General features: G+C 64.2%; 25 protein-coding genes. 11 read left to right on the top strand and 14 right to left on the bottom strand.

Features of this window, described 5'->3' with window-relative positions; genetic code table 11:
• Positions 1-37 precede the first annotated feature (37 nt).
• The 7 genes from IG197_RS11855 to exbB all read right to left on the bottom strand — a co-directional run bounded on the left by IG197_RS11855 (position 38) and on the right by exbB (position 7339).
• On the bottom strand, positions 38-322 hold the full coding sequence (locus tag IG197_RS11855) for a DUF2218 domain-containing protein (protein ID WP_192318965.1): 285 nt from the start codon (positions 320-322) through the stop codon (positions 38-40).
• Between the two features lie 59 nt (positions 323-381).
• On the bottom strand, positions 382-2658 hold the full coding sequence (locus IG197_RS11850; protein ID WP_192318962.1) for a TonB-dependent receptor: 2277 nt from the start codon (positions 2656-2658) through the stop codon (positions 382-384).
• A 130-nt stretch (positions 2659-2788) separates the two neighbouring features.
• A complete protein-coding gene (locus IG197_RS11845) occupies positions 2789-3760 on the bottom strand; it encodes a FecR domain-containing protein (RefSeq protein WP_192318959.1) in 972 nt (323 codons plus the stop codon).
• A 113-nt stretch (positions 3761-3873) separates the two neighbouring features.
• Positions 3874-4377, bottom strand: a complete 504-nt coding sequence (locus IG197_RS11840) for an RNA polymerase sigma factor (RefSeq protein ID WP_192318956.1) — start codon at positions 4375-4377, stop codon at positions 3874-3876.
• A gap of 372 nt (positions 4378-4749) precedes the next feature.
• Positions 4750-5661, bottom strand: a complete 912-nt coding sequence (locus tag IG197_RS11835; RefSeq protein ID WP_192318953.1) for an energy transducer TonB — start codon at positions 5659-5661, stop codon at positions 4750-4752.
• Positions 5658-6119 carry a TonB system transport protein ExbD gene (gene exbD, locus IG197_RS11830; protein WP_192318950.1) on the bottom strand — a complete coding sequence of 154 codons (462 nt, stop codon included), beginning with the start codon at positions 6117-6119 and terminating at the stop codon, positions 5658-5660. The genes IG197_RS11835 and exbD overlap by 4 nt, the downstream gene beginning before the upstream one ends.
• A gap of 11 nt (positions 6120-6130) precedes the next feature.
• Positions 6131-7339 carry a tonB-system energizer ExbB gene (gene exbB, locus IG197_RS11825; RefSeq protein WP_371746533.1) on the bottom strand — a complete coding sequence of 403 codons (1209 nt, stop codon included), beginning with the start codon at positions 7337-7339 and terminating at the stop codon, positions 6131-6133.
• A 346-nt stretch (positions 7340-7685) separates the two neighbouring features.
• On the opposite strand from exbB, the gene IG197_RS11820 reads away from it, so the two are divergent.
• From IG197_RS11820 to IG197_RS11790, 7 genes are all read left to right on the top strand, one after another.
• Complete coding sequence (locus IG197_RS11820) at positions 7686-8081, top strand: cupin domain-containing protein (protein ID WP_192318948.1); 396 nt, start codon at positions 7686-7688, stop codon at positions 8079-8081.
• Between the two features lie 29 nt (positions 8082-8110).
• On the top strand, positions 8111-9106 hold the full coding sequence (locus IG197_RS11815; protein WP_192318945.1) for a hypothetical protein: 996 nt from the start codon (positions 8111-8113) through the stop codon (positions 9104-9106).
• A 10-nt stretch (positions 9107-9116) separates the two neighbouring features.
• Positions 9117-9809: an HpcH/HpaI aldolase/citrate lyase family protein gene (locus IG197_RS11810; protein ID WP_192318942.1), complete on the top strand. Its 693-nt coding sequence runs from the start codon at positions 9117-9119 to the stop codon at positions 9807-9809.
• A complete protein-coding gene (locus tag IG197_RS11805) occupies positions 9806-10156 on the top strand; it encodes a RidA family protein (protein WP_192318939.1) in 351 nt (116 codons plus the stop codon). The genes IG197_RS11810 and IG197_RS11805 overlap by 4 nt, the downstream gene beginning before the upstream one ends.
• 105 nt (positions 10157-10261) lie before the next feature.
• Positions 10262-11437 carry a Gfo/Idh/MocA family protein gene (locus IG197_RS11800; protein ID WP_192318936.1) on the top strand — a complete coding sequence of 392 codons (1176 nt, stop codon included), beginning with the start codon at positions 10262-10264 and terminating at the stop codon, positions 11435-11437.
• Positions 11434-12261: a sugar phosphate isomerase/epimerase gene (locus IG197_RS11795; protein WP_192318933.1), complete on the top strand. Its 828-nt coding sequence runs from the start codon at positions 11434-11436 to the stop codon at positions 12259-12261. The genes IG197_RS11800 and IG197_RS11795 overlap by 4 nt, the downstream gene beginning before the upstream one ends.
• A 12-nt stretch (positions 12262-12273) precedes the next feature.
• On the top strand, positions 12274-13743 hold the full coding sequence (locus tag IG197_RS11790; RefSeq protein ID WP_192318930.1) for an amidase: 1470 nt from the start codon (positions 12274-12276) through the stop codon (positions 13741-13743).
• Positions 13744-13746: 3 nt separating this feature from the next.
• Here IG197_RS11790 and IG197_RS11785 read toward each other — a convergent pair whose 3' ends face one another.
• The 5 genes from IG197_RS11785 to IG197_RS11765 form a co-directional block, all read right to left on the bottom strand.
• Complete coding sequence (locus IG197_RS11785) at positions 13747-15456, bottom strand: glycoside hydrolase family 3 N-terminal domain-containing protein (RefSeq protein WP_192318928.1); 1710 nt, start codon at positions 15454-15456, stop codon at positions 13747-13749.
• A gap of 110 nt (positions 15457-15566) precedes the next feature.
• Positions 15567-16367: an ABC transporter permease gene (locus IG197_RS11780; protein ID WP_192318925.1), complete on the bottom strand. Its 801-nt coding sequence runs from the start codon at positions 16365-16367 to the stop codon at positions 15567-15569.
• Complete coding sequence (locus tag IG197_RS11775) at positions 16360-17280, bottom strand: ABC transporter permease (RefSeq protein ID WP_192318922.1); 921 nt, start codon at positions 17278-17280, stop codon at positions 16360-16362. Before IG197_RS11775 ends, IG197_RS11780 begins: the two co-directional genes overlap by 8 nt.
• Positions 17277-18326, bottom strand: a complete 1050-nt coding sequence (locus IG197_RS11770; RefSeq protein WP_192318919.1) for an ABC transporter ATP-binding protein — start codon at positions 18324-18326, stop codon at positions 17277-17279. The genes IG197_RS11775 and IG197_RS11770 overlap by 4 nt, the downstream gene beginning before the upstream one ends.
• Before the next feature lie 30 nt (positions 18327-18356).
• Positions 18357-19418 (bottom strand): ABC transporter substrate-binding protein, encoded by a 1062-nt coding sequence (locus tag IG197_RS11765; protein ID WP_192318916.1) that lies wholly within the window; start codon positions 19416-19418, stop codon positions 18357-18359.
• A gap of 402 nt (positions 19419-19820) precedes the next feature.
• Here IG197_RS11765 and IG197_RS11760 point away from each other — a divergent pair, with 402 nt between their 5' ends.
• Positions 19821-20201 (top strand): hypothetical protein, encoded by a 381-nt coding sequence (locus IG197_RS11760; protein ID WP_192318913.1) that lies wholly within the window; start codon positions 19821-19823, stop codon positions 20199-20201.
• Between the two features lie 658 nt (positions 20202-20859).
• On the opposite strand, the gene IG197_RS11750 is transcribed toward IG197_RS11760, so the two are convergent.
• The gene (locus IG197_RS11750; protein ID WP_192318908.1) at positions 20860-21549 is read right to left on the bottom strand and encodes a TetR/AcrR family transcriptional regulator; all 690 of its coding nucleotides are present in this window, start codon (positions 21547-21549) and stop codon (positions 20860-20862) included.
• Positions 21550-21876: 327 nt separating this feature from the next.
• On the opposite strand from IG197_RS11750, the gene IG197_RS11745 reads away from it, so the two are divergent.
• Positions 21877-22365: a RidA family protein gene (locus tag IG197_RS11745; protein WP_192318905.1), complete on the top strand. Its 489-nt coding sequence runs from the start codon at positions 21877-21879 to the stop codon at positions 22363-22365.
• Between the two features lie 71 nt (positions 22366-22436).
• On the opposite strand, the gene IG197_RS11740 is transcribed toward IG197_RS11745, so the two are convergent.
• The gene (locus IG197_RS11740) at positions 22437-22676 is read right to left on the bottom strand and encodes a hypothetical protein (protein ID WP_067954696.1); all 240 of its coding nucleotides are present in this window, start codon (positions 22674-22676) and stop codon (positions 22437-22439) included.
• A gap of 14 nt (positions 22677-22690) precedes the next feature.
• On the opposite strand from IG197_RS11740, the gene IG197_RS11735 reads away from it, so the two are divergent.
• The gene (locus IG197_RS11735; RefSeq protein ID WP_115729494.1) at positions 22691-22900 is read left to right on the top strand and encodes a cold-shock protein; all 210 of its coding nucleotides are present in this window, start codon (positions 22691-22693) and stop codon (positions 22898-22900) included.
• 140 nt (positions 22901-23040) lie between these two features.
• Positions 23041-23265, top strand: a complete 225-nt coding sequence (locus IG197_RS11730; RefSeq protein WP_067954693.1) for a hypothetical protein — start codon at positions 23041-23043, stop codon at positions 23263-23265.
• Positions 23266-23392: the final 127 nt, after the last annotated feature.

Here is a 23392-nt window from a genome sequence, read left to right as displayed (position 1 = left end):
ACGGATTTTCTCGGGAACGTAGGCGCTGCCTGGCGCCTCAGGCACTCCACGCGATGCTGCGTTCCGGCTCGCGGAAGGCGAAGCGGACGAGGTGGTCGTCGATGACGGCCTTGGTCCGCGCCAGCTGTTCGGCGTCGAACGCATCCACCTCGATGGTCAGGGCAGTGGTATCGGCATTCATGACGGCATGGCCGAACGGGAAGTGGCATTCGCCATGTCCGTCGCCATGGCTCACCTCGACCTTGTGGGCAAAATGCTTGCACAGCTGGGTCAAATACTTCACGCCGTGCTCGGTCTCGAACCGTCCCGTCGATTGAAACATGCTCTCTCCGTCCGTACTTCGGTTGAAATGGCCACGGACAACGCCCGTGGCCATCAGGGTCAGAACTTGGCCGTCGCGCTCAGCCGGAATGATCGGCCCGGATCCAGCAACGGCTTCACGGTGACGAACTCCTGTCCATATGTGGCCCGGCCGGCATAGTTCTCGTCGAACAGGTTCTTCACCTCACCGCGGAAGGTCAGGTTCGGGTTCGACTCCGGCTGGTACTCGGCAAAGATGTTGACGACCTCATGCCCCTTGAAAACATCGTCCTTGAGCGCGATCTCGACGTCGCCGCCGAGCTTGACGCCCCAGTCGTCGAAACGGTGCACCGCCGAGAGCGTGATGATCTGGCCGACCGGCGTTACCAGGTAGGTGCCAAGGTCGGAATCGGCAGGCTTGCCGTCAATGGTGACGTCGATATTGGCGTATTTGACGCTGACATTGCCCGCACCCCAGTCGTAGCCGCCGGCGATGGTGAAGCCCTGGGAACGCACGTCATGGGTCTCGATGCCCCGCGGTACCTGGTAGCGGGCGGTGCGGGCATCGTAGATGTCGGTGCGGAAGATGCTGCCTTCCAGAGTGAAACCTTCATAGGTCGCGAGAAGGCCGGCCGTCAGATTGTCCGATGTCACCGGCTTCGGGCCGGCGCCATAGTTCCAGTTCGGATTGAAGATGAAGTTCTCGGCCAGCGGCACGCCGGCCCAGACATGCGAATATCCGGCCTTGGCAGTGAGGAATTCGGGAACGAGGTCATATTCGCCCGAGATGTTGCCACTCAGACCGGCATTGGTCCATTCCTGTCCCGTCGTTCCCTCGAACCACTGGTTGTCGCCGCGTGCGCCGAATGACAGCCGCGTCCGCTCCCATGGCTCGAGACGAGCCTGAGCATAGATGCCGACATTGCTGGCGTGCTCGGTTGCCGGTTCGAACTTGTCTTCGAGATCGGCGGTGTCCTTGTAGAAGTCGAAGCCGGCGGTGATGCTGCCGATGTCGAGCGCGAAGCGGTTTTCCGCCTTGCCGTTGAAGCTCTCGGTCAGGCCGATTGCGGTGTATGGCGCGGAAACTACGGGCTTCGGATAGACGGTTGTCTCCACCTTGCTGCTTGTATAGGCGATCACCACCTTAGGGTCCCACCATCCCTCGGGGGACTCGTCGGTGTAGGTGAAGACGGTGCTGCGGCGGTCGAGCTTGTAGTCGCGGATCAGCGGCTCCCAAGGCTTCGGATTGGGAACCAGTTCTCTCATATTGGCGCGGAATGGCCGCGGGGCATCGTCGCGCGACTGTTCGTGGCTGAGCTCGAAGCGGTGGCCGCTTTCGGCCTGGTAGGCGACCTTGCCGAGGCCGCTCAAAAGGTTGGCGCTGGTGCCGTCGACGATGCTGCCGTCGCCGGCGGTGTAGTTGTCGCCCTTGGCAAAGTTCAGATAGCCGAAGAACTCGAAACCGTCCTTCATGCCATATGCGGCGAGACCGACAGTCGAGGTCTTGCTGTTGAAGTCGTAGGTGCCGGTGACCAGGCCGCCGAGGCTTTTGCCCGGCTCGAGCAGGTCGCGCGCGTCCTTGGTCTCGTAAGCGATCGAGCCGCCGAGCGCGCCGGGGCCGGCATCCGCCGGCGCCACGCCCGCATCGACGCTGACGGCCTTCAGCAGCGAAGGGTCGATCAGGTTTGTCGCGTTGTGGTGGAAGACCTTGTTGTTCTGCCGTGCGCCGTCGACCGTCACGGCAAGGTTGTTTTCCTCGATGCCCTGGACATAGACCTTCTGCGATGTGGTGGTCGAGCCGCCGACGGCGACCTTGGGCTCGTTGGCGAACACTTCCTGCAGGTCGGCAGGAGCTTTCTGCGCCAGGTCCTCGGCCGTGATCTGCACATTGTTGACGCTGCCGCCGGAGCCCAGCGTGGTCACGTCGATGGTGTCGAGAACCACTGCGCCATTGGCCGAGACGCTGAGCCCGCCCGTCGCGGCACTTGCAGCGGCGGACTGGACCGAAACCGTGTTGGGGCCGGTGAAGCGGTAGTTCAGTCCGCTGCCGGCGAGCAGGCGCTGCAGCGCCTGTTCCGGCGACAAGTTACCCGAGACGGCAGGGGCGGCTGCCCCGCCGATGTCAGCGGTTCCGAAAGCGATCTGCAGGCCGGTCTGCGCCGCCAGCTGCCTCAACGACTGGCCGAGCGACTGTGCCGGCAGGCTGATGCTCTGCGCGCGCGTCGCCGATTGTGCATGGGCAACACTCATCGCCGTGCCAGCCGTCAGCATACCGGCGCCAAGCGCCGTGCCCACAAGAAGCCGTGCCAGCAGGCGCCCCGACGCCCTGCTGCCAAGATCCATGTTGCTGTTGCCCATCGTGCTGGTCCCCAAAGGTCTGGCGCACGCATCCACCGCGCGCCCTCGATGGTGTGACGCGCGAACGGGCCAACTGCCTAAAGAGCCAGTTGCGATTTTTCTGAAATAAGTTGGATCGATTTCGTCGGGCTCAGGAGATGACGATGACGACGCCCGGAACCCGATGCACCGACATCCCTTGCGTCTGGGCCAGGGCCTCGATCGCGTCATGGGCGTCGCGCGTCAGGAACACGGCGCTGACAGGGCTCGCATCATGGGTGTGCGTAGCGATCACGAGGCGTTCGGGCACGTAGCGGCCAAGCTCGCCGATGGCGCTGCCGAAGGGCTTGCCCTCGAATACCACGCGGCCGCCACGCCAGGCGAGTTCGCTCTCGAGATTGACGTCGGCAACTGCGAGCGGCGCCTTGCCAGTGAGGTAGCGCGTCTGTTGGCCGGGGGCGAGCGACACGGTGTTGGCCGCATCGGCCTCGGCGCCGCCCGAGACGGAAATGCGTCCTGCCGATGCCGTGACCGTCACTTCGTCTGCGATGGAACGAACAGCATAGGTGCCTTCGACGGCATCGCTGTTGCCGCCGAGGGCCGCGACACGGAACGGTGCGCGGGTATCGGGCCTGACCGAGAATTCCACCTCGCCCGAGAGCAGGTTCACCAGCCGCAGACCCGGCTGGAAATCGACGTCGACGGCGCTGTTGGTGTTGAGCAGCATCGTCGACCCGTCGGGCAGGGTGGCGGTTGCCTGTTCGCCAGCACCGGTGGTGAAGTCCGACCGCATCCAGGTGAGGACGCGCGGGGCAACGACAGCCGCCACAGAGGCGGCCAGCGCGCCGCCAACGAGAAACGTGCGCCGACTGACGGTCTGCCGCGGTCTCGGCGGAGCAACAGGGGTGGCATCCAGGTCGCTGCCATCCACGTTCTGCAGCAGCTGCCAGAATTCCTTTTCGCGGGCGAAGGCCCGCGCATGCTCCGGCGACTGGGCCCGCCAAGCGTTGAATCGGTCGAGATCCTGCCGGCTGACATTGCCGGCGTTTAGTCGAACGATCCAGTCGCGCGCATCGAGTGCGACGCTACGGTCGATCTCGGATCGTTGTTGCCCTTTGCCCATCGCCACACGCAGTACGTGCCCATCCGTTCGGGCACACTAACCATCTTGCTATCATAGACACGCGAGATGGCACCACGCCTAAGCGTCACGGCAAAATAAATCTTGGAACGGCGTCAGGCGTTGCTGTCGCGCAGTTCGGCCAGGCGCTCGACCACCCGGCGGATATGGTAGTAGACGGCCTCATCGCTGATGCCGAGCTGGCGGGCGATCTCGCGGTGCGAAATGCCGTTGACGCGGTTCATCAGGAAGATGCGCCGGCTTCTCTCCGGCATCGTCTGCAATGCCTTGTCGACGGCGCGCAGCATGTCGCGACCCATGACGATGCGTTCGGGCGAGATCTCGTCGACCGACGTCGACAGAAGCTCATTGACCTCGGCGTCGATCTCGTTGCGCCGCTGCTGTTTGCGGAAGTGCCCGATGGCAGCATTCTTCGCCGCCTGCATGGTGAAGGCGGCGTGGTTGTCGATGGCGTCGTCATGACGGACATTGGACAGCCTGATCCACGTGTCCTGAACGATGTCCTCGGCGGTCGCGCTGCAGCCGACGCGGCCGCGCGTCAGCGCCTCGATGCGCGGACGCAACGTCGCAAAGCTGGTCATCAGCCTGGTGAGTGTCATTTTTTCACTCTTGTTTGCACCAGTTCCGATCGCGCATGCCTGGGGGGCGGCCGCGACGGATGTTCGATAGGCCATCAAAAAAGTGCCTGCAACCCCAACACCTTAGGGAAAAACACGGCACTGCCGGAGTTGCGGGTTAAAACCTTCCTATTTTTATCATGTTTAGTGTTTGATTCTGCTGAACTAACGGCGGCAGTCGCATCGCGGCCCGCATGAATTGTCGCAGCGAGAAAGTCTTACGGGTGTAGCAGAAACAACACACGATGCTTGCAGGCGCAAAGTGATCGCCAGCCGACCATGGAAGCCGGCCGTGAACCACGAGGCGTTTCGATGAGGGACTGCGCCTGGCTGCACCTGACAGGGAGGCGCCCGTCAGCGCTTGAAGTCGATCGGAACAACGATCACTGACGGCACCGCAGGCGGCGGCGCCGGGATCGGCGAGGACCGGCGCACTAGGCTGACCGCAGCTTCGTCGAGCGCCGGGTCGCCAGACGAATTGATAAGTTTGACCGACAGCACGTCGCCGCCGGAATTGAACGAGAACTGAACTGCGGCAACGCCCCGGTTGCGCACGTTGCGCGGCTTGTGCCTGTTCAGATGGGCGAAGACGCGTGACTGCCAGCGCGCCGGCGACATTGCCTTGCCGCCGCCCTGGCCGGGTGCGGGCGCGCGCACGCTGTCGGAGTTCTGCGCCGACTTCTTCGCCGCGGCGCTCTGCTGCGACGGTTTCTTCTCGATCTTGGCTTCCTTGACCGGCTCGGGCTTCTTCTGCACCGGCTTCTTTTCGCGCACCGGCTTTTCCACCGGCTTCGGCTTCTTGATCTCGGGACGCGGTTCGGGGATCGCCATCGCCACTTCAGGCAGCGGTGCCTCGACGAGGTCGGGGATCACTTCCTCGATCGGCTCGGCCTCTGTCACTTCTTCCAGCGGTTCCGGCGTCAGCTCGGCGACCTGCTCGACCGATTCCACCGGCTCCGTCACCGGCTCGATGGGATCGGGCGAAATGGTCTCGGTCATTTCCTCGACGTTTTCGGCCGCCGCACTGTCGACCATGTCGGTCGCGTCCTGCTCAACGGCTTCCGGGGCCATTGCCATCGGCGCGAGGTCGATCATCACGGCGGACTGCGCCTGCATGTCTTCCATCATCATTGGCGGTTGCTGGTTGAGATACCAGGCGCCGGCCATGTGGACGGAAAAGATGACGGCCGCCGCCGTCGACCACAGCAATGCCTCGCTGCGGCTGATGCCGCCGAAGCTGAAATGGTCATGCGTTGCCGCACTCATTGCGCCTGCCCCTCGCTGACCGCAGGCGGAGTGGCCTGCACCTGCTCCAGCCCGACGAGCGCGATCTTGAGGTAGCCCGCGCCGCGCATCAGGTTCATCACCTCCATCAGCTCGCCATAGTCGACGCCACGGTCGGCGCGCAGGAAGATGCGGGTCTCCTTGTCGGCCTTGGCGGCTGTGTCGAGCTGCTGCTGGAAGGCGGTCCGGGCAACTGTGTCCTGGCCGATCGAGATGCTGAGATCTTCCTTCAGCGTGACATAGAGCGGCTCTTCGGGCCGGGGCGTCGCGGTCGCCGTCGATGCCGGCAGGTCGACATTGACGTCGACGGTGGCCAGTGGTGCTGCCACCATGAAGATGATCAAGAGCACCAGCATGACGTCGATGAACGGCGTCACGTTGATCTCGTGGTTTTCCTGGAGATCGTCCTCATCAACCTGCTGTCTGATGCCGCCGGCCATGATCCGATCTCCTAGACGGCGACGGCGGGCGCAACGCGCCCGTTGCCGCGCACCGCTTCATTCGCCGGATGGACACGCTCGGCGCGCTGCTGCTGGCGGTCGAGGTCGCGGCTGACCAGGCGCTGCACGCCGGCTGCGGCGTCGGCCAGGCCCTGGCGGTAACCGGTGATCGAACGCGCGAAGACGTTGTAGATCACCACCGCCGGAATGGCGGCGATCAGGCCGACGGCGGTCGCGAGAAGCGCTTCGGCGATGCCCGGAGCGACGACAGCGAGGTTGGTCGTCTGCGATTCCGAGATGCCGATGAAAGAGTTCATGATGCCCCAGACGGTGCCGAACAGGCCGACGAAGGGTGCCGTCGAGCCGATCGTGGCGAGCACGCCGGTGCCGCGGCTGAGGCGGCGGCCGGCCTGCGCCTGAATGCGCATCAGCCTGGACTCGACGCGCTCCTTGATACCGGAGGCGTCGGCATGGCCGAATTCGTGGCCCGACATCTCGAACTCGTCGACGGCGGCGCGAACAAGCACGCCGCCGATGCCGGCGCGTTCGCCGAGCGCCTGCGAGGCGTCGGCGAGCCTGCGGGCGTGCAGGATACCGCGCAGCGCCTTCTTCAGCCGCGCCTTGCTGGCGGCGATCTCGAGTGATTTGGCCAGCCACACGGTCCAGGTGATCAGCGAGGCGAAGGCAAGGCCGATCATCACGCCTTTGACCACCCAGTCGGCGGCCATGAACATGCCCCAGGGCGAGAGGTCGTGCGGCAACAGGCTCTTGGGAACGTCCGTGCCGGCAGGTGCACCGACGGTCGTGTCGATCGGCGCGGACACAGCAGGCTGCCCGGTTGCAGGCGCTGTGGCCGCCGGTGCGACTGTCGGCTCACCGGCAGCCTGGTCCGGTTGTGGTGCGACGTTGGCGCCTGGCTGCGGCAGGGCGTTGATACGTGGCTGCGTTGCTTCGGCTGCGGGGGCGGCCGCATTGGGAGCGTCGGCGGGCGCTGCCTGCGCTGCTGGCTGGGCGGTCGGCGTGGCGACGGCTGCCGGAGCCGTTGGAGCGCTCGTTGCGGGTGCCGTGGGCTCCACCTCAGTCGGCGCGGTCTGCTGGGCGAAAGCCGCGCCCGCGCTCAGAGTGATGCACAGCGCCGCTGCCATGATGCGACCGGACCGATACTGAGCTTGCGACCCGAAAGCCGTCCCGGTGCTTGTGATGCCCCAGATGCTTCTCATGTCCGCAGTCTCCGATCGCACGCAAATGACTCAAAGGCAGGTGTCGTGCCGGGCCTCTAACATTGTTGACTTCTTTAATCAAGAAAAGCGCCAAAGAAACATGAGAATGACACACCAGAATTCATGCGTCGAGGACGAAGCGCGATCGAAAGGGCCCAGGCGCAGGGAAATCGGAGGCTCGGCTGACCGCCTTCGACGTTCGCACGTGCGCGCTGCGGCTTATCAATAAAGTTGGCGATAACCCATTTCTGGCCAGCGCCGAGGGCCGTTCGTAAGGTCCGGTCCATCGCAGGGCCTCGAGGCCCAGACAACAAGATCAGCATTGGCCGGCTAAAGGAGCGCTCCGATGGACATCCGCTCGAGCGATTTCACGCGACCGACACTCGAGCACCAGGGCACCACGCCGGTGTGGTGGCTGGTGCCGCCGCGCGAGATGCGGGACGCGACGCTGGGCGGCCATCTCGAACTGATCAGCGAGTTCGAGATCCGCGCAGGCGGTGAGGTCAACACCCACCACCACCCCACCTACGAGTTCTATTTCATGCTCTCCGGCCGGGCGCTGATGACCATCGAGGACGAGACCCGCGAGATCGGCCCCGGCGACCTAGTCACGATTCCGCCCAATGCGCGGCACTCGATCAAGCCGGCGCATGAGCACAACGGCATCCGGGCGCTCGCCATGGCCTTCGGCGTCAAGGATGCGCCCGTCGTCGACTATTCGACCGACCCGGAAAGCTACTGACCCCTTTCATCCAGGCTGCGACCACGACAATGACCATCACCCTATATGCCGGGCTCGCCGGCGACACCGATCCCGGCCGCTTCATGAGCTCAGGCCTGCTGCGCAGCCGCGATGGCGGCGCCTGGGAGCGGATCGAGAAAGGCTTCCCCGCCGTACCGCAGACATTCGCCCTGCTCGCCGATCCCAGACGTCCGGGCGAAGTGTTCGCCGCCGCGCAGGACGGCATTTTCCGCAGCGCCGACCATGGCGACAGCTGGTCCCGGCTCGACGCGCCGAAGCCGGATTTCGCGGTGTGGTCGCTGACCCGTCATCCGCATGAGCCGGACACGCTGTTTGCCGGCTACGAGCCGCCGGCGATCTTCAAGTCGACCGACAATGGCCGCAGCTGGCGTAGCCTCGACGTCTCGGTCGGCTACCCCGACATCACGGCCGGCATGCCAAGGCGCATCACCCGCATTGCCGTCGACCCCACCAATGCGGACAGGATCTACGCCAGCATCGAGATCGGCGGCCTGATCATGTCGGAGGACGGCGGCCGCAGCTGGCGCCAGGCGCTCGACGGGCTCTATGTCGTCGAGGATGCCGTCGACCTGCATTCGGTGCTTGTTGATGCCGAGGGCAAGGTGTCGGTGACGACACGTGTCGGCGCTTTCCAGAGCCGCGATCACGGCCGCCGCTGGCGCAAGCTGCCAGTGCCGGCACTGCGCGAAAAGGGCTCCTATTGCCGCGTCCTCGGCCAGGGCCCGGCTGACACGATCTATCTCGGCGCCGGCAACGATTTCGATGGCGACCTGGGCGACTTCTTCCGTTCTACAGATGGCGGCGCGAGCTTCCAGCGCCTTGATCTCGGCGCGCCCCTGAAGAGCACCGTCTTTGCCATGGCTGTCGACCCGACCGACCCGAAGCGGCTCGTCTGCTCGGACAAGTTCGGCCACGTTTTCCTGAGCGACGATGCCGGCGACAGCTGGCGTGCGCATCCGCTTCCCCGTGGCATCGGCCATGTCTTTTCCATCGCCATCGGCTGAGGGGCGCATCATGGCCAATCCGTTCAAGCAACGCCTGCAGCGGGACGAACCCGTCGTCGTCCTCAACCCCGACCATCCCTCCCCGGCATTGACCGAGTTCCTCGGCCGGCTTGGGATCGACGGCGTGTTCATCGATTGCGAGCATGGCACGGCCTCGATCCAGACCGTACAGGACATGTGCCGCGCGGCGCGTGCCGCCGGCCTGCAGTCCATCGTCCGGCCGGAAGCCAATCTCGACCATCTGCTCACGCGTTACCTCGATGCCGGCGCCGGCGGCCTGATCGTGCCGCATGTCGACGATGCCGACGGCGCCCGCAGCATCGTCGCGGCGGTCCGCCGGGCCCGACCGCAGAACCATGAGGATACCGTCGTGGTGGCGATGATCGAGTCGCTTGAGGCGGTCGCCAACCTCGATGCCATCGTCGCCGTCGAAGGCGTCGACGTGTTCTTCATGGGCCCCAACGACCTGTCGCATTCGATGGGCCTGAACGGCCAGACCCATCATCCCGACGTCAAGCGCCTCGTCCTCGATTGCGCCGCAAGGATTCGCGCCGCAGGCAAGGTGCCGGGCACGCTGGTGACGCGCGACACGGTCGCCGCCTTCGTCCGCGGCGGCTGCCGCTTCCTCTACGAGCACGCCAACAATTTCCTGATCACCGGAGCCAACGACTTCCGGTACATAATGAAAGAGAGCAACACATGAGCAAGATTGAACGGCTGCGCCAGGGCGAGCGGATGTCGCAGATCGTCATTCACGGCGACACGGTCTATCTCGCCGGCCAGACGGCCACCGATCCGGTGCCGTCTGTCGCCGAGCAGACCCGGCAGATCCTCGACAAGATCGACACCTATCTCACTGAGGCCGGCACCGACAAGTCGAAGATCCTGTCGGCCAATATCTGGCTTACCGACGTCGCCACCTTCGAGGAGATGAACGCGGTCTGGGACGCCTGGGTCGCCAAAGGCAACACGCCGGCGCGCGCCACCGTCGGCTCGCCGCTGGCACGACCGAAGAACCTGGTCGAAATCGCCGTCATCGCGGCGCGCTGAGCGCCACGCCAAACCTAACTGAAAGCCCGGTCCAATCCGGTGCGCTTGCTCGACCCCTCGGGCGGGAATGCCGGCCTGTGGCCAGATAGAAGTGGAAGGACTGTCATGTCACGTCAATTGGGAGTGGGCCTCTACGGGGCCGGAAATATTGTCCACGACGGCCATGCGCCGGCCGTGGCGGCTGGTGCCTCGACCAGGCTCGCAGCGGTGTGCGACATCGATGAGGCGCGCGCCAGGACGCTGGCCGACGCCTATGGCGGCGCGACCATCTATACAAGCCTGGACAAGATGCTCGCCGACCCGTCCGTCGACATCGTCATCATGGCGACGCCCAACAACCTGCATCGCCGTGATTTCGAGGCCTGCGCCCGTGCCGGCAAGCATGTGTTGTGCGAGAAGCCGCTGGCCGTCACCTATCCCGACGCGATCGCCATGGCCAGGATCGCCGAAGAGCACAAGATCGTGCTCAAGACCGGTTTCAACCAGCGCTACCTCAACCAGATCCGCATGGCCAAGCTCGCCATCGAGGCCGGCCTGATCGGCGAGGTGTTTTCCTTCCGCACGGTGTTCTCGGCGAAATGGGACAACTGGGTCGACGGCAGCAACTTCCGCTGGGATCTCGAACGGTCGGGCGGCGCCACCACCAACGACAACCTGATCCACCGCTTCGACATGCTGCGTTACCTGCTCGACGACGACTATGCCGAGGTCGTGGCCGATGTCAGCCATTGCGTCATCCCGCCCGTCGTCGACGACAACGTCCATCTGATGGTGCGTACCAACAAGGGCGCGCGCGGTTCCTTCATTGCCGACCGCTATTCTCCGGTGCTCGGCGACGCCACCGAACTCTACGGCACCAAGGGCTCGCTGTCGTTCTGGACCAATGCCGGTTCGCCCTTCTTCGACGTCCCGCTCGCCATCAACACCACCGTGCCGATGAACGAGCTGCCGGAAGAGATCCGCAAGGCCGTCTATCCGACCGCGCGCTCCAAGCAGAACCGCCATGCCTGGGATGGCTGGCTGTCGATCTGGCCGCCGCGCAACGAATGGGACACCTATGCCGAGCAGCTCGCCGGCATGGCCGAGGAAATCCTCTCCGGCACCCGCGACGGTATCGGCGCCACAGGCTTCGACGGCGCCCGCGCCACCGAGCTGGTCCATGCCGCCTACAGCTCGCAGATTGCCCGCGCCTGGGTGTCGCTGCCTTTGGCCGACAACGCGCCCTTCGCATTTCCCGATTTCGAGGGCCACGGCTCCGATGCCAAGACGGGCCGGTCATGATCAGCGCCGGCTTCTACAGCACCTTCCTGCACCAGCTGCCCGTCACTGAGTTGGCGGGCAAGCTGTCGCAGGCCGGCTACAGCTCGGTCGAGCTCAATGGCGACCTGTGGAGCAACGGCTTCGTGCCGCATGTGACGCCGGCACTCGATGCGGCAGGCCGGGCCGAGGTCGCCCGCGCCATTTCGGCTGCCGGCATGAACATCTCGGCACTGAGCGCCTGCCTGCATCTCGCCAAGGAGACACAGGAAGAACGCCGCGCAGGCATCGACTATCTCAAGGCATCGGTAGACCTGGCGCGCGACATCGGCGCGCCGATGGTCTGGGTCTTTACCGGCCGCGCCTTTGGCGGCATCGACATCGCGACGGCGCGAAAGTACCTGGCCGCCGCCTTGGAGGAGGTCTGCGACCACGCCAGGGACCGCGGCGTCAAGTTCGGCATCGAAGGCTGCTCGATGCACATCGTCGCCAAGGCCGACGAATATCTCGACCTGTTCAAGGCGATACCCGGTTCCGATGTCCGCGTCGCTTTCGACCCGACCCATTTCCAGCTGCGCGGCGAGGATCCGGTCAGGGCGGCGGAGCTGCTGTTCGACCGCATCAGCAATCTCCACGTCAAGGATTCGGTCGGTCTCTATCCCGAATTCAAATGCGTGCCGCTCGGCACCGGCGAGGTCGACCTGAAGGCCGTCACCGACACCTTGCGGCGCCTTGGCTACGCCGGTTCGGCCTCGGTCGAATATGAATCGCACCTGTTCGGCTGGGAGATCCCGGCTGACGACGTCATCCGCGACAGCCGCGCCTTCCTGCGCGGGCTCGGCATCTGAACGGAGACGCCCATGTCGCGCTCGCCTATCGGGCCGTTCAAGGAGTTCGACGACTACGACGCGCTTGGCCTTGCCGATCTGGTGCGCCGCCACGAGGTCAGCTCCCGCGAACTCGTCGAGACGTCGATCGCCCGCATCGAAGCGCTCGACCGGGTGCTGAATGCCGTCGTCATCCGCTGTTTCGAGCAGGCCCTTGCCCTTGCCGAGACCGCGCCGCCCGCCGGACCCTTTGCCGGCGTGCCCTATCTGGCCAAGGACCTGCATACCTCATGGGCCGGCATTCCCTCGACAAACAGCATCTCGTCCTTCGCCGGCAGCGTTTCCCAGTCGGATTCGCTGATCACCCAGCGGACCAAGAACGCCGGCTTCATCCTGCTCGGCAAGACCAACACGCCGGAATGGGGCTGGTCGCTGACCACAGAGTCGCCGATGCATGGCCCGGCGCGAAACCCCTGGGCCTTCGACAGGACGCCGGGCGGTTCGAGCGGCGGGGCGGCAGTGGCGGTCGCGGCGGGATATCTTCCACTGGCCGACGCCGGCGACGGCGCGGGTTCCACCCGTGTACCGGCGGCGATCAACGGGCTGGTCGGCCTCAAGCCGTCGCGCGGCCGGATTTCACCGGGTCCCGAGGCGGCCGACTTCTGGTTCGGCGGCGGACAGTCCTCATGCGTGTCGAAAACGGTGCGCGACACAGCGGCCATGCTCGACGCCTTGCAGGGCGGCTATCCGGGTGAGCCCTATTACATCAGGGAGCGCCCCTCGTTCCTCGACAGCACAGCTCCGGTCAACCGGCGTCTGCGCATCGGCTTCAGCCTCAACAACCCACGCGGCGATGCCAACAGCACCGTCGTAGACGAGGCCGTCTGCGATGCAGCGCGGCTCTGCGGCGCGCTCGGGCACGAGGTCGAACCGTTCGATTTCGACTATGATTTCGAGGGCCTGTGGCGTGCCTATACCGGGATGATCCGGGTCCAGACCGCGGCTCAGTTTGACGATCATGCCCGGGCGCGGGGTGTTGCCAACAAGCCGTCCGACATGTCGGCGACGATCTGGACGACGATCGAACGCGGCCGGGCGACCAGCGCCATCCAGCACAGCCGCGACATCGAGGCGATGCGCCGGCATTCCCGCCACATCGCCACGCAGACCTCGCGCTACGACGTCGTGCTGCTGCCGGTCCTGCCGCAGGGTACGCGCCCGCTCGGCTATTACGACATGTCCAAGGACATCGACGCTTATGACGCCTCGGCGATGGGCGAGGACACGGTCTACATGATGCCGTTCAATGTCTCGGGACAGCCGGCACTGTCGCTGCCGCTCGGCATGGACCGTTCGGGCCTGCCACTCGGCGTCCAGCTTGTCGCCCCACCGGCCGGTGAAGCTACGTTGATCGAGCTCGCGGCATCACTTGAACGGGCCCGCCCCTGGTATGATCGGCGCGCGCCGTTCCATGCCGCCAATGGAGCAAGCGGCAGGTTCTGACAGTCAGTGCCGGACGCCGTTCGCCATGTGATGGGCGAACGGTCGGTCGAAATGCGCCGCGCACAATTTGCCAAGACGTTGGAGGTCCTGGTCCTCCAGCGCCTTCACCATCTCGTCATGTTCGACGAGCGCCGGCTCGACGAGGCTGTCGGCCATTAGGCTCGCGGCATCTATGCTGCGCATGCCGGCATCGCAATCATGGATCGAGCGGGCAATGAACTCGTTGCCCGTCGCTTCGAGCAACAGGTCGTGGAATGCGCGGTCCTGGACATAAGCCAGCTCGAGATCGCCGACCGAAATGGCCGAGCGATGGATCTGCCTTGCATGTTCGAGTTTGTTCATCAGCACCGGCGACACCGGCAGGCGAATGCGCTGCACGGCGGCGGCGATCAGAAGCTGGCGCACGTCGTGCAGCTTGACCAGGTCGTCCGGTGACAGGTGGCGCACCACAGCACCCCGGTAGGGTTCGAGCTTGACCAGCCCGGTGCGTGCCAGTTCCTGCAGCACGGCACGTGCGACGTGGCGCTTGACGCCGAGCCCGTAGACCAGCTCGTCCTCCATGATCCGCTCCTTGGGCAGGATGCGGCCCAGAACGATGTCGCGTTCGATCTTCTTGGCGACATTGCCGACGATTTCGGACGAGCGCGTCGTACCCGACTGGCGGGCCCGCGCGCCAAGCGGCTTGAGCAGTTCCTCCAGCTTGCGGGCGGTTTCGGCCAGGTCGATCGCCGAAGGCCGGCGACGCATGCGCTCGGCGCGGTGCAGACGCTCGACCGCATTCTCCGACAACGGCATCGCGGCATCGGCGACACGCTGCATCTCGTCCATGTCGCCGCTGCCGTGCAGGATGACGTCGCAGCCGGCCTCCTGCGTCGCGCTGACCTGGGCATCGATCGGATGGGTGCGGCTGATGTCCGAGACATCGTCGCTCATCAGCACGCCGTCGAAGCGGATCATGCCGCGGATGATCTCATCGATGACGGTGCGCGAGGCGGTAGCCGGCGCGTCGCGGTCGATGGCCCGGTAGATGACGTGTGCCGCCATGGCGCAGGGCATGTCCTGCAGCGAGCGGAACGGCACGAAGTCGGCCGACTGCATCTCGTCGAGCGAGGCGTTGACCACCAGCAGCGCCTCCGACTTGTCCTGCCGGGCGCGGCCATGGCCGAGAATATGCTTGATGACGGGCAGCACACCGCCGGCCAGCAGCCCCTCGCAGGTGGCGCGGCCGAGAATGCTCGCCATTTCAGGCGTGTCTCCCAGCGCCCGGTCGCCGATCACCAGGTCGCCCTTGCCGATCGGCAGGTCGAGCACAGGCGCGATGTTGATGTCGATACCGAGGTCGAACAGTTCGGCCGCGACGAGGCGTGCGTTGAGGCGCACGGCATCGAGTGCCCGCTTGACGTCGGTGCGGGCGATCTGGGCGAACAGCGAGGCCGGCGGGGGCGCGCGCCAGTGCGGTGGCGCCAGCCTGGCGACGCGGCCGCCCTCCTGGTCGATCAGCACGCGCACGTCGCTGCGGCCAACGCTTTCGCGCAGTTCCGCCACCAAAGTGCGCAGTTGTGCAGGGTCGGCGCAATTGCGCTTGTGCAGGATGAAGCCCCAGGGCTGGGCGGCGCGGAAGAAGCTGCGTTCGGCAGCGTTCAGGCTGGTGCCCGCGCAGCCGAACACCACGGCCTTCGGTTGGGTTCGGTCAATTGTCAGCGGCATGGTCATCACACTCTCGGCGGACTGCACAAGACCGACTTGTCGCCACCACGGCCATCAGCTTGGCAGAAAAGCTGTCGGCGCGGAAGCCGTCAGCGCCCGTGCCCACCGCCTGCCGGTCACGACGGCTCCTGCCGCTGGCGCCCGAAGACCACCGTGACGACCATGGCGACAAGCACGATCCAGATCGTCGAGATCACTGCGGCCTGAGGGTCGACGCGGTCGCGCAGGCCGAGGAACATCACCTTGGTCAGCGTCGTGTTGGCGCCGCCACCGACGAACATCGACACGATCACTTCGTCGAGCGACGTCAGGAAGGACAGCAACGCCGCCGACAGCAAGGGGAAACGCATCTGCGGGATGACGACAGAAATCATCGTCCGCCACCAGCCGGCGCCAAGGCTGCGCGAGGCCTTCTCCTGGGTGAAATCGAAGCGGGCAAAACCGGCGGACAGGATGACATAGGCCGTCGGAATGGCGATCACCGTATGCCCGAGCCAAAGGCCCGGGAACGAGCCGACGAGATGCAGGCGGGCCAGCACGAAGAACAGGCCGATGGCGACGAGGATCGGCGGCACGGTGGCCGGCATCAGGAGAACGCCATAGAGCGGCAGCCTCGCCCAGCCGAGCGAACGCGTGGTGGCGTAAGCCGCAGCAAAGGCGATCGGCACGGCAACCGCGGCGGTGACGGTGGCCAGCAGCAGGCTGGTCTTGGTCGCCGGCATCCACAGGTCAGACCGCCAGTACTGCTGCCACCAGCGCAGCGAGAATTCGGTCGGCGGGAACTGCAGCAGTTCTGATGCCGAGAACGACATCGGCACGACGATCAGCGAAGGTGCCAACAGGAAGGTCGCCACCAGCGTTGTGAACAGGCCGATCGCCAGGCGCAGCGGCCAGGAGACATCGAAACCGTCAAACATTGGCAGCTCCTCCGAGGGCCTTGATGCTGCGGCGAAGCAGGAACGTGACCAGGAACACCAGCCCGACGGACAACAGCAAGAGCACGCCGAGCGCGCTCGCCGCCGGCCAGTCGGACAGCACCGAGACGTTCTGTTCGATGCGGGTCGAAATCATCGGCACGCGGCCGCCGCCGAGGATGGCGGGGGTGACGTAGAAACCGAGGCTGAGGACGAACACCAGCACGGCGCCGGCGAAGATGCCGTTTGCGGCCAGCGGCAGGATCACCGCCCGCAGGGTCAGGAGCTTGCTGGCGCCGAGGCTGGCTGCGGCGCGGATGATGTTGTGGTCGATCTGCTTGATCGCGGCATAGACCGGCAGGATGAACAGCGGCAGCATCACATGGGTCATGCCGACGATGGTGCCGAAGAAATTGTTGATCAGCGGCAGCGGCTCCGAGACCAGCCCGGTGTCGATCAGGAAGCTGTTGACCAGGCCGTTGCGCTGCAACAGCACCGAGAGCGCGTAGGTGCGGACCAGAAGCGCAGTCCAGAACGGCAACATCACCACGAGCAGCAGGATCGAAGCGAGCCGCTGGCCGGCGCTGGCCATGACCAGCGCGAATGGCGTGCCCAGGAGCATGCAGGTCAGCACTGTCATGCCGCTGACCTGGAAGGTGGTCAGTACCGAGCGCGTATAGACCGGGGTGCTCAGGATCCTGAGATAGGTGTCGAGCGACACAGAGCCGTCGGGCCGGGCGATCGATATCCAGAACATCGCCGCCAGCGGCACGACGATGGCGATGGTGACCAGCAGCACCGCCGGCAGCGCCAGACCGAAGAAGCCGATCTGCGCCAATTTGCGGTCCCGCCGCAGGAGGGCTGAGTTGTCGAAGGCGCCGTCTGCCGCCGGCAAGGTCATAGCCGGCGCGCTCATGCGTCGATCACCGGGATCAGCGCATCGCGCCGCACATGCAGCTTGAGCGGCGCACCTTCGGCCAGCGCCTCCAGGTTGAAATTCGCCGCCTCGGCAGCGGCGATACGCGCCGAGACGGCTCCGCCGTCCGCCAGATCGACGGAGATGAGCCAGCTGTCGCCCTGGAACACCGAGCGCGTCAGCGTGCCGCTGAGAGATACATGGTCGTGGCCGCTGGCATCGGAAAGCGACAGTCTTTCGGCGCGGATCATCAGCTTGCGTCCAGCACCAGTGGCATCCCGCTCCGCGGCAACGAAGCTTTCCACCGCATCGAGTTCGAGAATGTTGGCCTCGCCGAGGAACTCGGCGACGAAGCGCGACGTCGGCCGATGATACAACGAAGCCGGTGTTCCGAGCTGGCGGATGACACCGTCGCGCATCACGGCAATGCGATCCGACATCGTCAGCGCCTCGCGCTGGTCGTGCGTGACATAGACGGTGGTCAGGCCGAGCCGGTCGTGCAACTTCCGAATCTCATACTGCATCTGCTCGCGCAGGTTCTTGTCGAGTGCCGACAACGGCTCGTCCATCAGCATCAGTCGGGGTTCGAACACCACGGCGCGGGCGAGCGCCACACGCTGCTTCTGCCCGCCGGACAGCGTGGCGATGTCACGTTCGGCCATGTTGGCGAGATCGACGATGTCGAGCGCCTTTCTGGCACGCTCGGCAGCCTCTGCGCGGCCGATGCCGCGGACGCGCAGGGGAAACATGACGTTGGCAGCAACATTCATGTGCGGAAACAGGGCGTAGTTCTGGAACACCACGCCGATGCCGCGCTTGTTGGCGGGCAGGCGGACAAGGTCGCGTCCATCGACGGAAATCTGTCCGCGATCAGGCCTGACGAACCCGGCAAGCGCCATCAGAAGCGTGGTCTTGCCGGAGCCCGAGGGGCCGAGAATGCTCAGGAATTCGCCGCGCCCGACGTCGAGGCCGACGTCGTTGAGGGCGCGGAAGGATCCGTAGGCTTTCGAAAGATTGCGGATTTCGATGAACGCAGCACTTGTCATGTCGCTTGAGCCGACCTCTTCCTGCCGCGCTCAGCGCGACATCATTTCCTGGAAGCCGAGCTGGGCTTCGCCGACATGTTCGACCCACCATTCATTGCGCTGGGCAAGCTGGTGCGCGGCGTTGTCGGGATTGGTCGGCAGCTTCTTCGAGACGTCGTCGGGGATGAGGCCGGTCTCGTAGGCACGCTTGTTGGCCGCACCATACTTCACCCCGACCGAAAACTTGGCCTGGGCTTCCGGCTTGGACATCTCGTTGATCATCTTCATCGCTTCGGCGGCATGCGGGGCTCCGACCGGCACCGCCCAGCAATCCATGCTCATGACGCCCTGGTTGAAAGTGTAGTCGATCTTGGCCCCGTCCTTCTTGGCCGCTTCGAAACGGGCGTTCCAGCCCACCGACATGTCCACTTCCTTGTCTTTCATCAGCTGCGCATGCTGGGCACCCGAATTCCACCACACCGCAATGTGCGGACGCAACTGCTCGATCTTGTCGAGCGCGCGCTGCATGCCGCCCTCAGATCCCAGCACCTCGTAGACCTTGTCCATCGGCACGCCGTCGGCAAGCAGCGCGATCTCGAGTTGCGCCTCGGCGTCGTTGCGCATGGCGCGGCGACCCGGGAACTTCTCGACGTCCCAGAAGTCGGCCCAGCTCTGCGGCGCCTTGTCCTTGTAGGCGTCGGTGTTCCAGGCCATGACCCAGGAGAAGATCAGCGCCGAGATGCAGTATTTCTGCGCCGTGCCTTCGATGAAGTCCTTGGAGTCGATGACGCTGTAGTCGAGCGGCATGAACAGACCCTCGCGGCCGCCCTTTTCAGCCTGGAAGGCGTTGGTCTGTACGAGGTCGAAGGTCACCGCATTGGCCGCCGCCTGCAGCTTCACCGAGGCATAGGCGTCGTTGATGGTTTCCTCGCGCACGGTGTTGCCGAGCGTCTTGGCCGCCGGTCCCCACAGGGTCTCGCGACCGACCTCCTGGATCACGCCGCCGCCGACGGCGACAGTCACCTCAGCCGCCTGGGCGGCCTGGCCTGCAATGCCCCACGCGGCAAGCAGCGCACAGGCAGAAAGAGAGTTCCTCACATTTTTCCGGATCATGGCAATTCCCCACGGGGCTGGTTTTCGTCCAGCAGTTTTCTTTTCCCTGAACAGCACTGGAAGGCTTGGTTTGCCCGGTGTTCAGCGCCCTTGGCTATGTCGCCAGGGCCAAGTCCAGAATTACCGTAGGGCATGTTGGGCAGGTATCCGCGATTTATCGATCCGCTTATCGATAATTTTGTTCTCGCTATTTCCCAAGTCTCGCCGGCGGCCTTCGCAAGCGCCGCGGGCCCGTCACGCCGATGAGGCGTCACCGGGGAAGGCTGCGCCGGTCCATCTTGTCGCGACAAGCCAAGGTTAGGAGGCGAAGCCATCGCCAGGCTTGCGAGGCCTGCAAGCGATGTTCCCGCCATAGTTGAGCCGAGGTATGGTTGCACCATGCCTGCATCGGTGGGGGAATCCATGGCAGCGGCACGTTTTGCTTCGATAATGCTGGGTTTGGGCTTGAGTCTCGCGGCCCCGCCCATGGCGCATGCCATCGTCGAGCTCGATGCCGTCGTGAGGCCGAGCCTTGCAGCGTCTCAAAGAGCCTGGATGAATTGCGCGCTGAACACCGCCGAAGAGCTGCTGGCCACGGCTCCTGCCCTGAACTCGCCTGCCATCGCCGACAGGGCGATCGCCTCCTGTCGCAAGGGCGAAGACCTCATGGAGGAGGCCATGTTCGACGACGGCAGCATTTTTCGGGACTACAACGCCGTCACGCGCATGGCTGCCAGGCTCCGCGAGGCACTGATCGAGTATCTCGACCATTCCCGCAGCGCGGCGTCTGCTGTGAACCCATGAAACGCGCGTGCTGGAACAGCGAAGGCCTGCCGGGAGGGGGGCGCGGCAGGCCCACCTGATGGAGCGAAAAGGTGGTTCTGGATCTTCGCTCCAGCACCTCAACCCGCTGGGCCGCGCAGAGTTCCTCGCCGCATTAGCAAATGGCGCTTTCCATCGAAGCCAACGGGAGTGATGGAAGCTGGGTGTCGCTTCCGTTCGCGCAACAATGCAGCGTGGCGTCGAATTGGCTGGTAGCTGCCCTTCCCCGATACACGCAAGCTGCTCTCCAGGCTGGCGATCGTATGTAAGACGGAGCAAAGGCCGAGCATCGTCTCGGCGAAATGGACGATGCCTTGTCCTCGGATGCAGCCAGGGATTCACCATTCGTTAACCCAAGTCTTGCTCATCAAGTAATTTTAGTGCTCACTCATATTGCTGAGGGGTTCTCCGGCGGGATTGCGGACAATGAGGTATCGGGAAGTACAGGAGCAGCTACGGCTGGTTGGAATTCTCATGAGCAAGAGGGGCGGAAGCCATCGGGTCAATCATTTCGGTGGTGGCCCGGAGACGGCATACGTCACATCGGACCTCGACGAGGCCCTCCGCGCCGGCCTGTCCATGGCCAGACCAAAACATCTGCCCAAGAACTGGTGCATGCTGCGCTAGCGGGAACCAGCGTTCATCGTATTGGGGCAAGACCATCGAGCAGATAGTCGAGGCCCTTGCGGAAGGCGCCGTCCCAATCGCTGTCCAGCAACAGGCGGGAGCGTTCGATCGTGGGATAGCGTTCGCTGAGTCCGGCGAGGCGTTGCTGTGCTGCGGCCTGGTCGTCGTCGGTGAGTTCGAAGCTCGCCCGGGTGATGGTTGAGCCCATCACGTGGTTCCACAGTGACCAGATCGCGACGTTCAGATCTGCATCCGCTACACCTGCTTTGGACAAGGCGTTGGCAAGCAATTCCAGGCGACCGAGGATGTTCGGGCCGAGTGCCCGGCGCGGCAACAGCGATGCCGACCAGGGATGGCGCAGCATGCTGGCGCGCCAGCCCTCGAGCACATGTACGGCCTCTTGCCGCCACCCCTGGGGTTCGGCCCTGTCGGACGGCGCGCGGTATTCGAGCACCTTGTCGAGCGCAAGGTCGAAAACGTCCTCCTTGTTGTCGACGTGCCAGTAGAGGCTCATCACCCCTGAGCCGAGACGATTGGCCAACCGGCGCATCGTCAGTCCGTCGATGCCTTGGGTGTCCAGCAGCTCCACCGCGGTCGCCACGATGCGTTCCAGAGACAGGGGCGGCTCGCCGCGCGGCTCGCGCGTCGGTCTTGGCGACTTGCCGGGCTGAGGCCGTTTTTTGCCGCTGCGTTTGCCTGCCATCCGTCGTCCCCCCTTGCGCCACGATTTCTGAATTCGCTGCCGACATTCGTTTTGCAGGCGGACGTCGCAATCGAAAGGCCCTGAAATCAATAAGTTGCCGTCATCACGGCGCGGAGTTCTGCCCGTCGCCTGATTTCCAATTCGAGCGAAAACACCGTTCGTGAGCCTCGACTTTGGCAGTCGACGTCAGGAAAGTCGATGCCCGGCAGTTGACTAGTACACTGTACCATAGGACTAATCGCACATCGTACGAGTCATCCTGACGACGATGGGCCGAGTCCGATCATGCGGCCGCCAGGGCGGGCCGCGGAACCAAAGAGAAAAATCATGTCACGCAAAATCAAGCATCTGCTTGTCGGAGGCCTAATCACCATGACCATGTCACTTCCCACCGCGACGACGGCCAACGAGAGCGATCTCAGGCTGACAATCGTCAACCCCGAGAACCTCTACGACCCGACGCCGAACGGCTACAGCACGGCGGTCATCGTTCCCGCCGGTGCGCGTGTCGCCTACATCTCGGGGCAGGGCGGCCAGGACGCCACCGGCAGCCTGTCGCCCGACTTCTCCGTTCAGGTGAAGCAGGCCTATGCCAATCTGCGTAGCGCTCTCGACGCTCTCGGCGCAAAGCCCGACCAGGTCGCCAAGCTCACCGTCTACGTCGTCGACCACGACATGTCGAAGCTCGGCGTGCTGACGGAGAGCGTCAAGGCGATGTTCGGCAACACGCTACCGGCCCAGACGCTGATCCCCGTCCCCAAACTCGCCGTCGACCCAATGCTGTTCGAGGTCGAGGCTGTCGTCTTGCAGAAATAGTGGTGGTGGCTCGCCCGGGGGTGACTGATGCGTCGGCGCACGATGTTTGACCGTCAAACGGGAGGCCGGCCTCACCGGGGGTCGCGCATCCCGTTGAAACTGGAATTTCCAACCGGAGAAACGTCTGTCCTGGAGAGCAGAATAATAAAATTGACATCGACAGCCAATAAATATAAAACCCGGCTGTCGATATTTGCTTGTTCGATTTTTGTTATTGCGCAAAATCGCTGTGCGCCAACGAACATCCCTTCAAATAAAATCGCGATGTAAAACAGCCACGCAATCGCTTGGTTGTCGATGAATATTGCCATGAAAGGGGTTTGTTATGACCACTGGCACAGTGAAATGGTTCAATGCTACCAAGGGCTTCGGCTTCATCCAGCCTGACAACGGCGGTCCGGACGTGTTCGTCCACATTTCCGCGGTTGAGCGGGCCGGCATGCGTGAAATCGTCGAAGGCCAGAAGATCGCCTACGAGATGGAGCGTGACAACAAGTCGGGCAAGATGTCTGCCGGCCAGTTGCAGGCCGCCTGATCGGTCTTGGTGCCCTTCGGTGACCACGGATGTACTGGCACCGTCACAGGGCGCGATCGACTTACAAAAGCCAGGCAGTTTGCCTGGCTTTTTTGTTGGCAGCGTTCAGTCCTCTTTTCGAGAATGTAGGGATAACAAACATGACTGATTCCCAGAGCAAGGCACGAGAGCAAGCCGAGTCAGCCTTCGGCAAGACGCAATCGCAATCTCTTGCCCGCAACCGGATCAACTCGGAGATCGACGCGGTCGTTCAGCAGCGCGAGGAAAAGACGCTGCGCTTGCGCGCTCTGCGGCTGGAAAGGGAAGCCACCGAGCTTGCCGCCGGTCCGTCTACCGTTCGCGAGCGCGCAGCCGGCAAGAAGTAAGAAACAGATATAAGATCAACGGCCTAGGTGATAAAAGTTGCTGGCGGAGAGAGCGCCCGCCCAACTAGCGTGCAGCTCAATCCAATACAGTCCAACAACTATTTGATACTCTGTAGATTTCTATTGC

The organism is Aminobacter sp. SR38 (genome assembly GCF_014843375.1).
Lineage (GTDB): Bacteria > Pseudomonadota > Alphaproteobacteria > Rhizobiales > Rhizobiaceae > Aminobacter > Aminobacter ciceronei.
Note: the sequence above shows the minus strand (reverse complement) of the source record. Positions and strands in the feature narration are given on the sequence as shown.

Coding starts and splice junctions, on each gene's coding strand:
- IG197_RS11855 (WP_192318965.1), bottom strand. CDS start 322: ATGTTTCAATCGACGGGACGGTTCGAGACCGAGCACGGCGTGAAGTAT.
- IG197_RS11850 (WP_192318962.1), bottom strand. CDS start 2,658: ATGGGCAACAGCAACATGGATCTTGGCAGCAGGGCGTCGGGGCGCCTG.
- IG197_RS11845 (WP_192318959.1), bottom strand. CDS start 3,760: ATGGGCAAAGGGCAACAACGATCCGAGATCGACCGTAGCGTCGCACTC.
- IG197_RS11840 (WP_192318956.1), bottom strand. CDS start 4,377: ATGACACTCACCAGGCTGATGACCAGCTTTGCGACGTTGCGTCCGCGC.
- IG197_RS11835 (WP_192318953.1), bottom strand. CDS start 5,661: ATGAGTGCGGCAACGCATGACCATTTCAGCTTCGGCGGCATCAGCCGC.
- exbD (WP_192318950.1), bottom strand. CDS start 6,119: ATGGCCGGCGGCATCAGACAGCAGGTTGATGAGGACGATCTCCAGGAA.
- exbB (WP_371746533.1), bottom strand. CDS start 7,339: ATGAGAAGCATCTGGGGCATCACAAGCACCGGGACGGCTTTCGGGTCG.
- IG197_RS11820 (WP_192318948.1), top strand. CDS start 7,686: ATGGACATCCGCTCGAGCGATTTCACGCGACCGACACTCGAGCACCAG.
- IG197_RS11815 (WP_192318945.1), top strand. CDS start 8,111: ATGACCATCACCCTATATGCCGGGCTCGCCGGCGACACCGATCCCGGC.
- IG197_RS11810 (WP_192318942.1), top strand. CDS start 9,117: ATGGCCAATCCGTTCAAGCAACGCCTGCAGCGGGACGAACCCGTCGTC.
- IG197_RS11805 (WP_192318939.1), top strand. CDS start 9,806: ATGAGCAAGATTGAACGGCTGCGCCAGGGCGAGCGGATGTCGCAGATC.
- IG197_RS11800 (WP_192318936.1), top strand. CDS start 10,262: ATGTCACGTCAATTGGGAGTGGGCCTCTACGGGGCCGGAAATATTGTC.
- IG197_RS11795 (WP_192318933.1), top strand. CDS start 11,434: ATGATCAGCGCCGGCTTCTACAGCACCTTCCTGCACCAGCTGCCCGTC.
- IG197_RS11790 (WP_192318930.1), top strand. CDS start 12,274: ATGTCGCGCTCGCCTATCGGGCCGTTCAAGGAGTTCGACGACTACGAC.
- IG197_RS11785 (WP_192318928.1), bottom strand. CDS start 15,456: ATGACCATGCCGCTGACAATTGACCGAACCCAACCGAAGGCCGTGGTG.
- IG197_RS11780 (WP_192318925.1), bottom strand. CDS start 16,367: ATGTTTGACGGTTTCGATGTCTCCTGGCCGCTGCGCCTGGCGATCGGC.
- IG197_RS11775 (WP_192318922.1), bottom strand. CDS start 17,280: ATGAGCGCGCCGGCTATGACCTTGCCGGCGGCAGACGGCGCCTTCGAC.
- IG197_RS11770 (WP_192318919.1), bottom strand. CDS start 18,326: ATGACAAGTGCTGCGTTCATCGAAATCCGCAATCTTTCGAAAGCCTAC.
- IG197_RS11765 (WP_192318916.1), bottom strand. CDS start 19,418: ATGATCCGGAAAAATGTGAGGAACTCTCTTTCTGCCTGTGCGCTGCTT.
- IG197_RS11760 (WP_192318913.1), top strand. CDS start 19,821: ATGGCAGCGGCACGTTTTGCTTCGATAATGCTGGGTTTGGGCTTGAGT.
- IG197_RS11750 (WP_192318908.1), bottom strand. CDS start 21,549: ATGGCAGGCAAACGCAGCGGCAAAAAACGGCCTCAGCCCGGCAAGTCG.
- IG197_RS11745 (WP_192318905.1), top strand. CDS start 21,877: ATGTCACGCAAAATCAAGCATCTGCTTGTCGGAGGCCTAATCACCATG.
- IG197_RS11740 (WP_067954696.1), bottom strand. CDS start 22,676: ATGGCAATATTCATCGACAACCAAGCGATTGCGTGGCTGTTTTACATC.
- IG197_RS11735 (WP_115729494.1), top strand. CDS start 22,691: ATGACCACTGGCACAGTGAAATGGTTCAATGCTACCAAGGGCTTCGGC.
- IG197_RS11730 (WP_067954693.1), top strand. CDS start 23,041: ATGACTGATTCCCAGAGCAAGGCACGAGAGCAAGCCGAGTCAGCCTTC.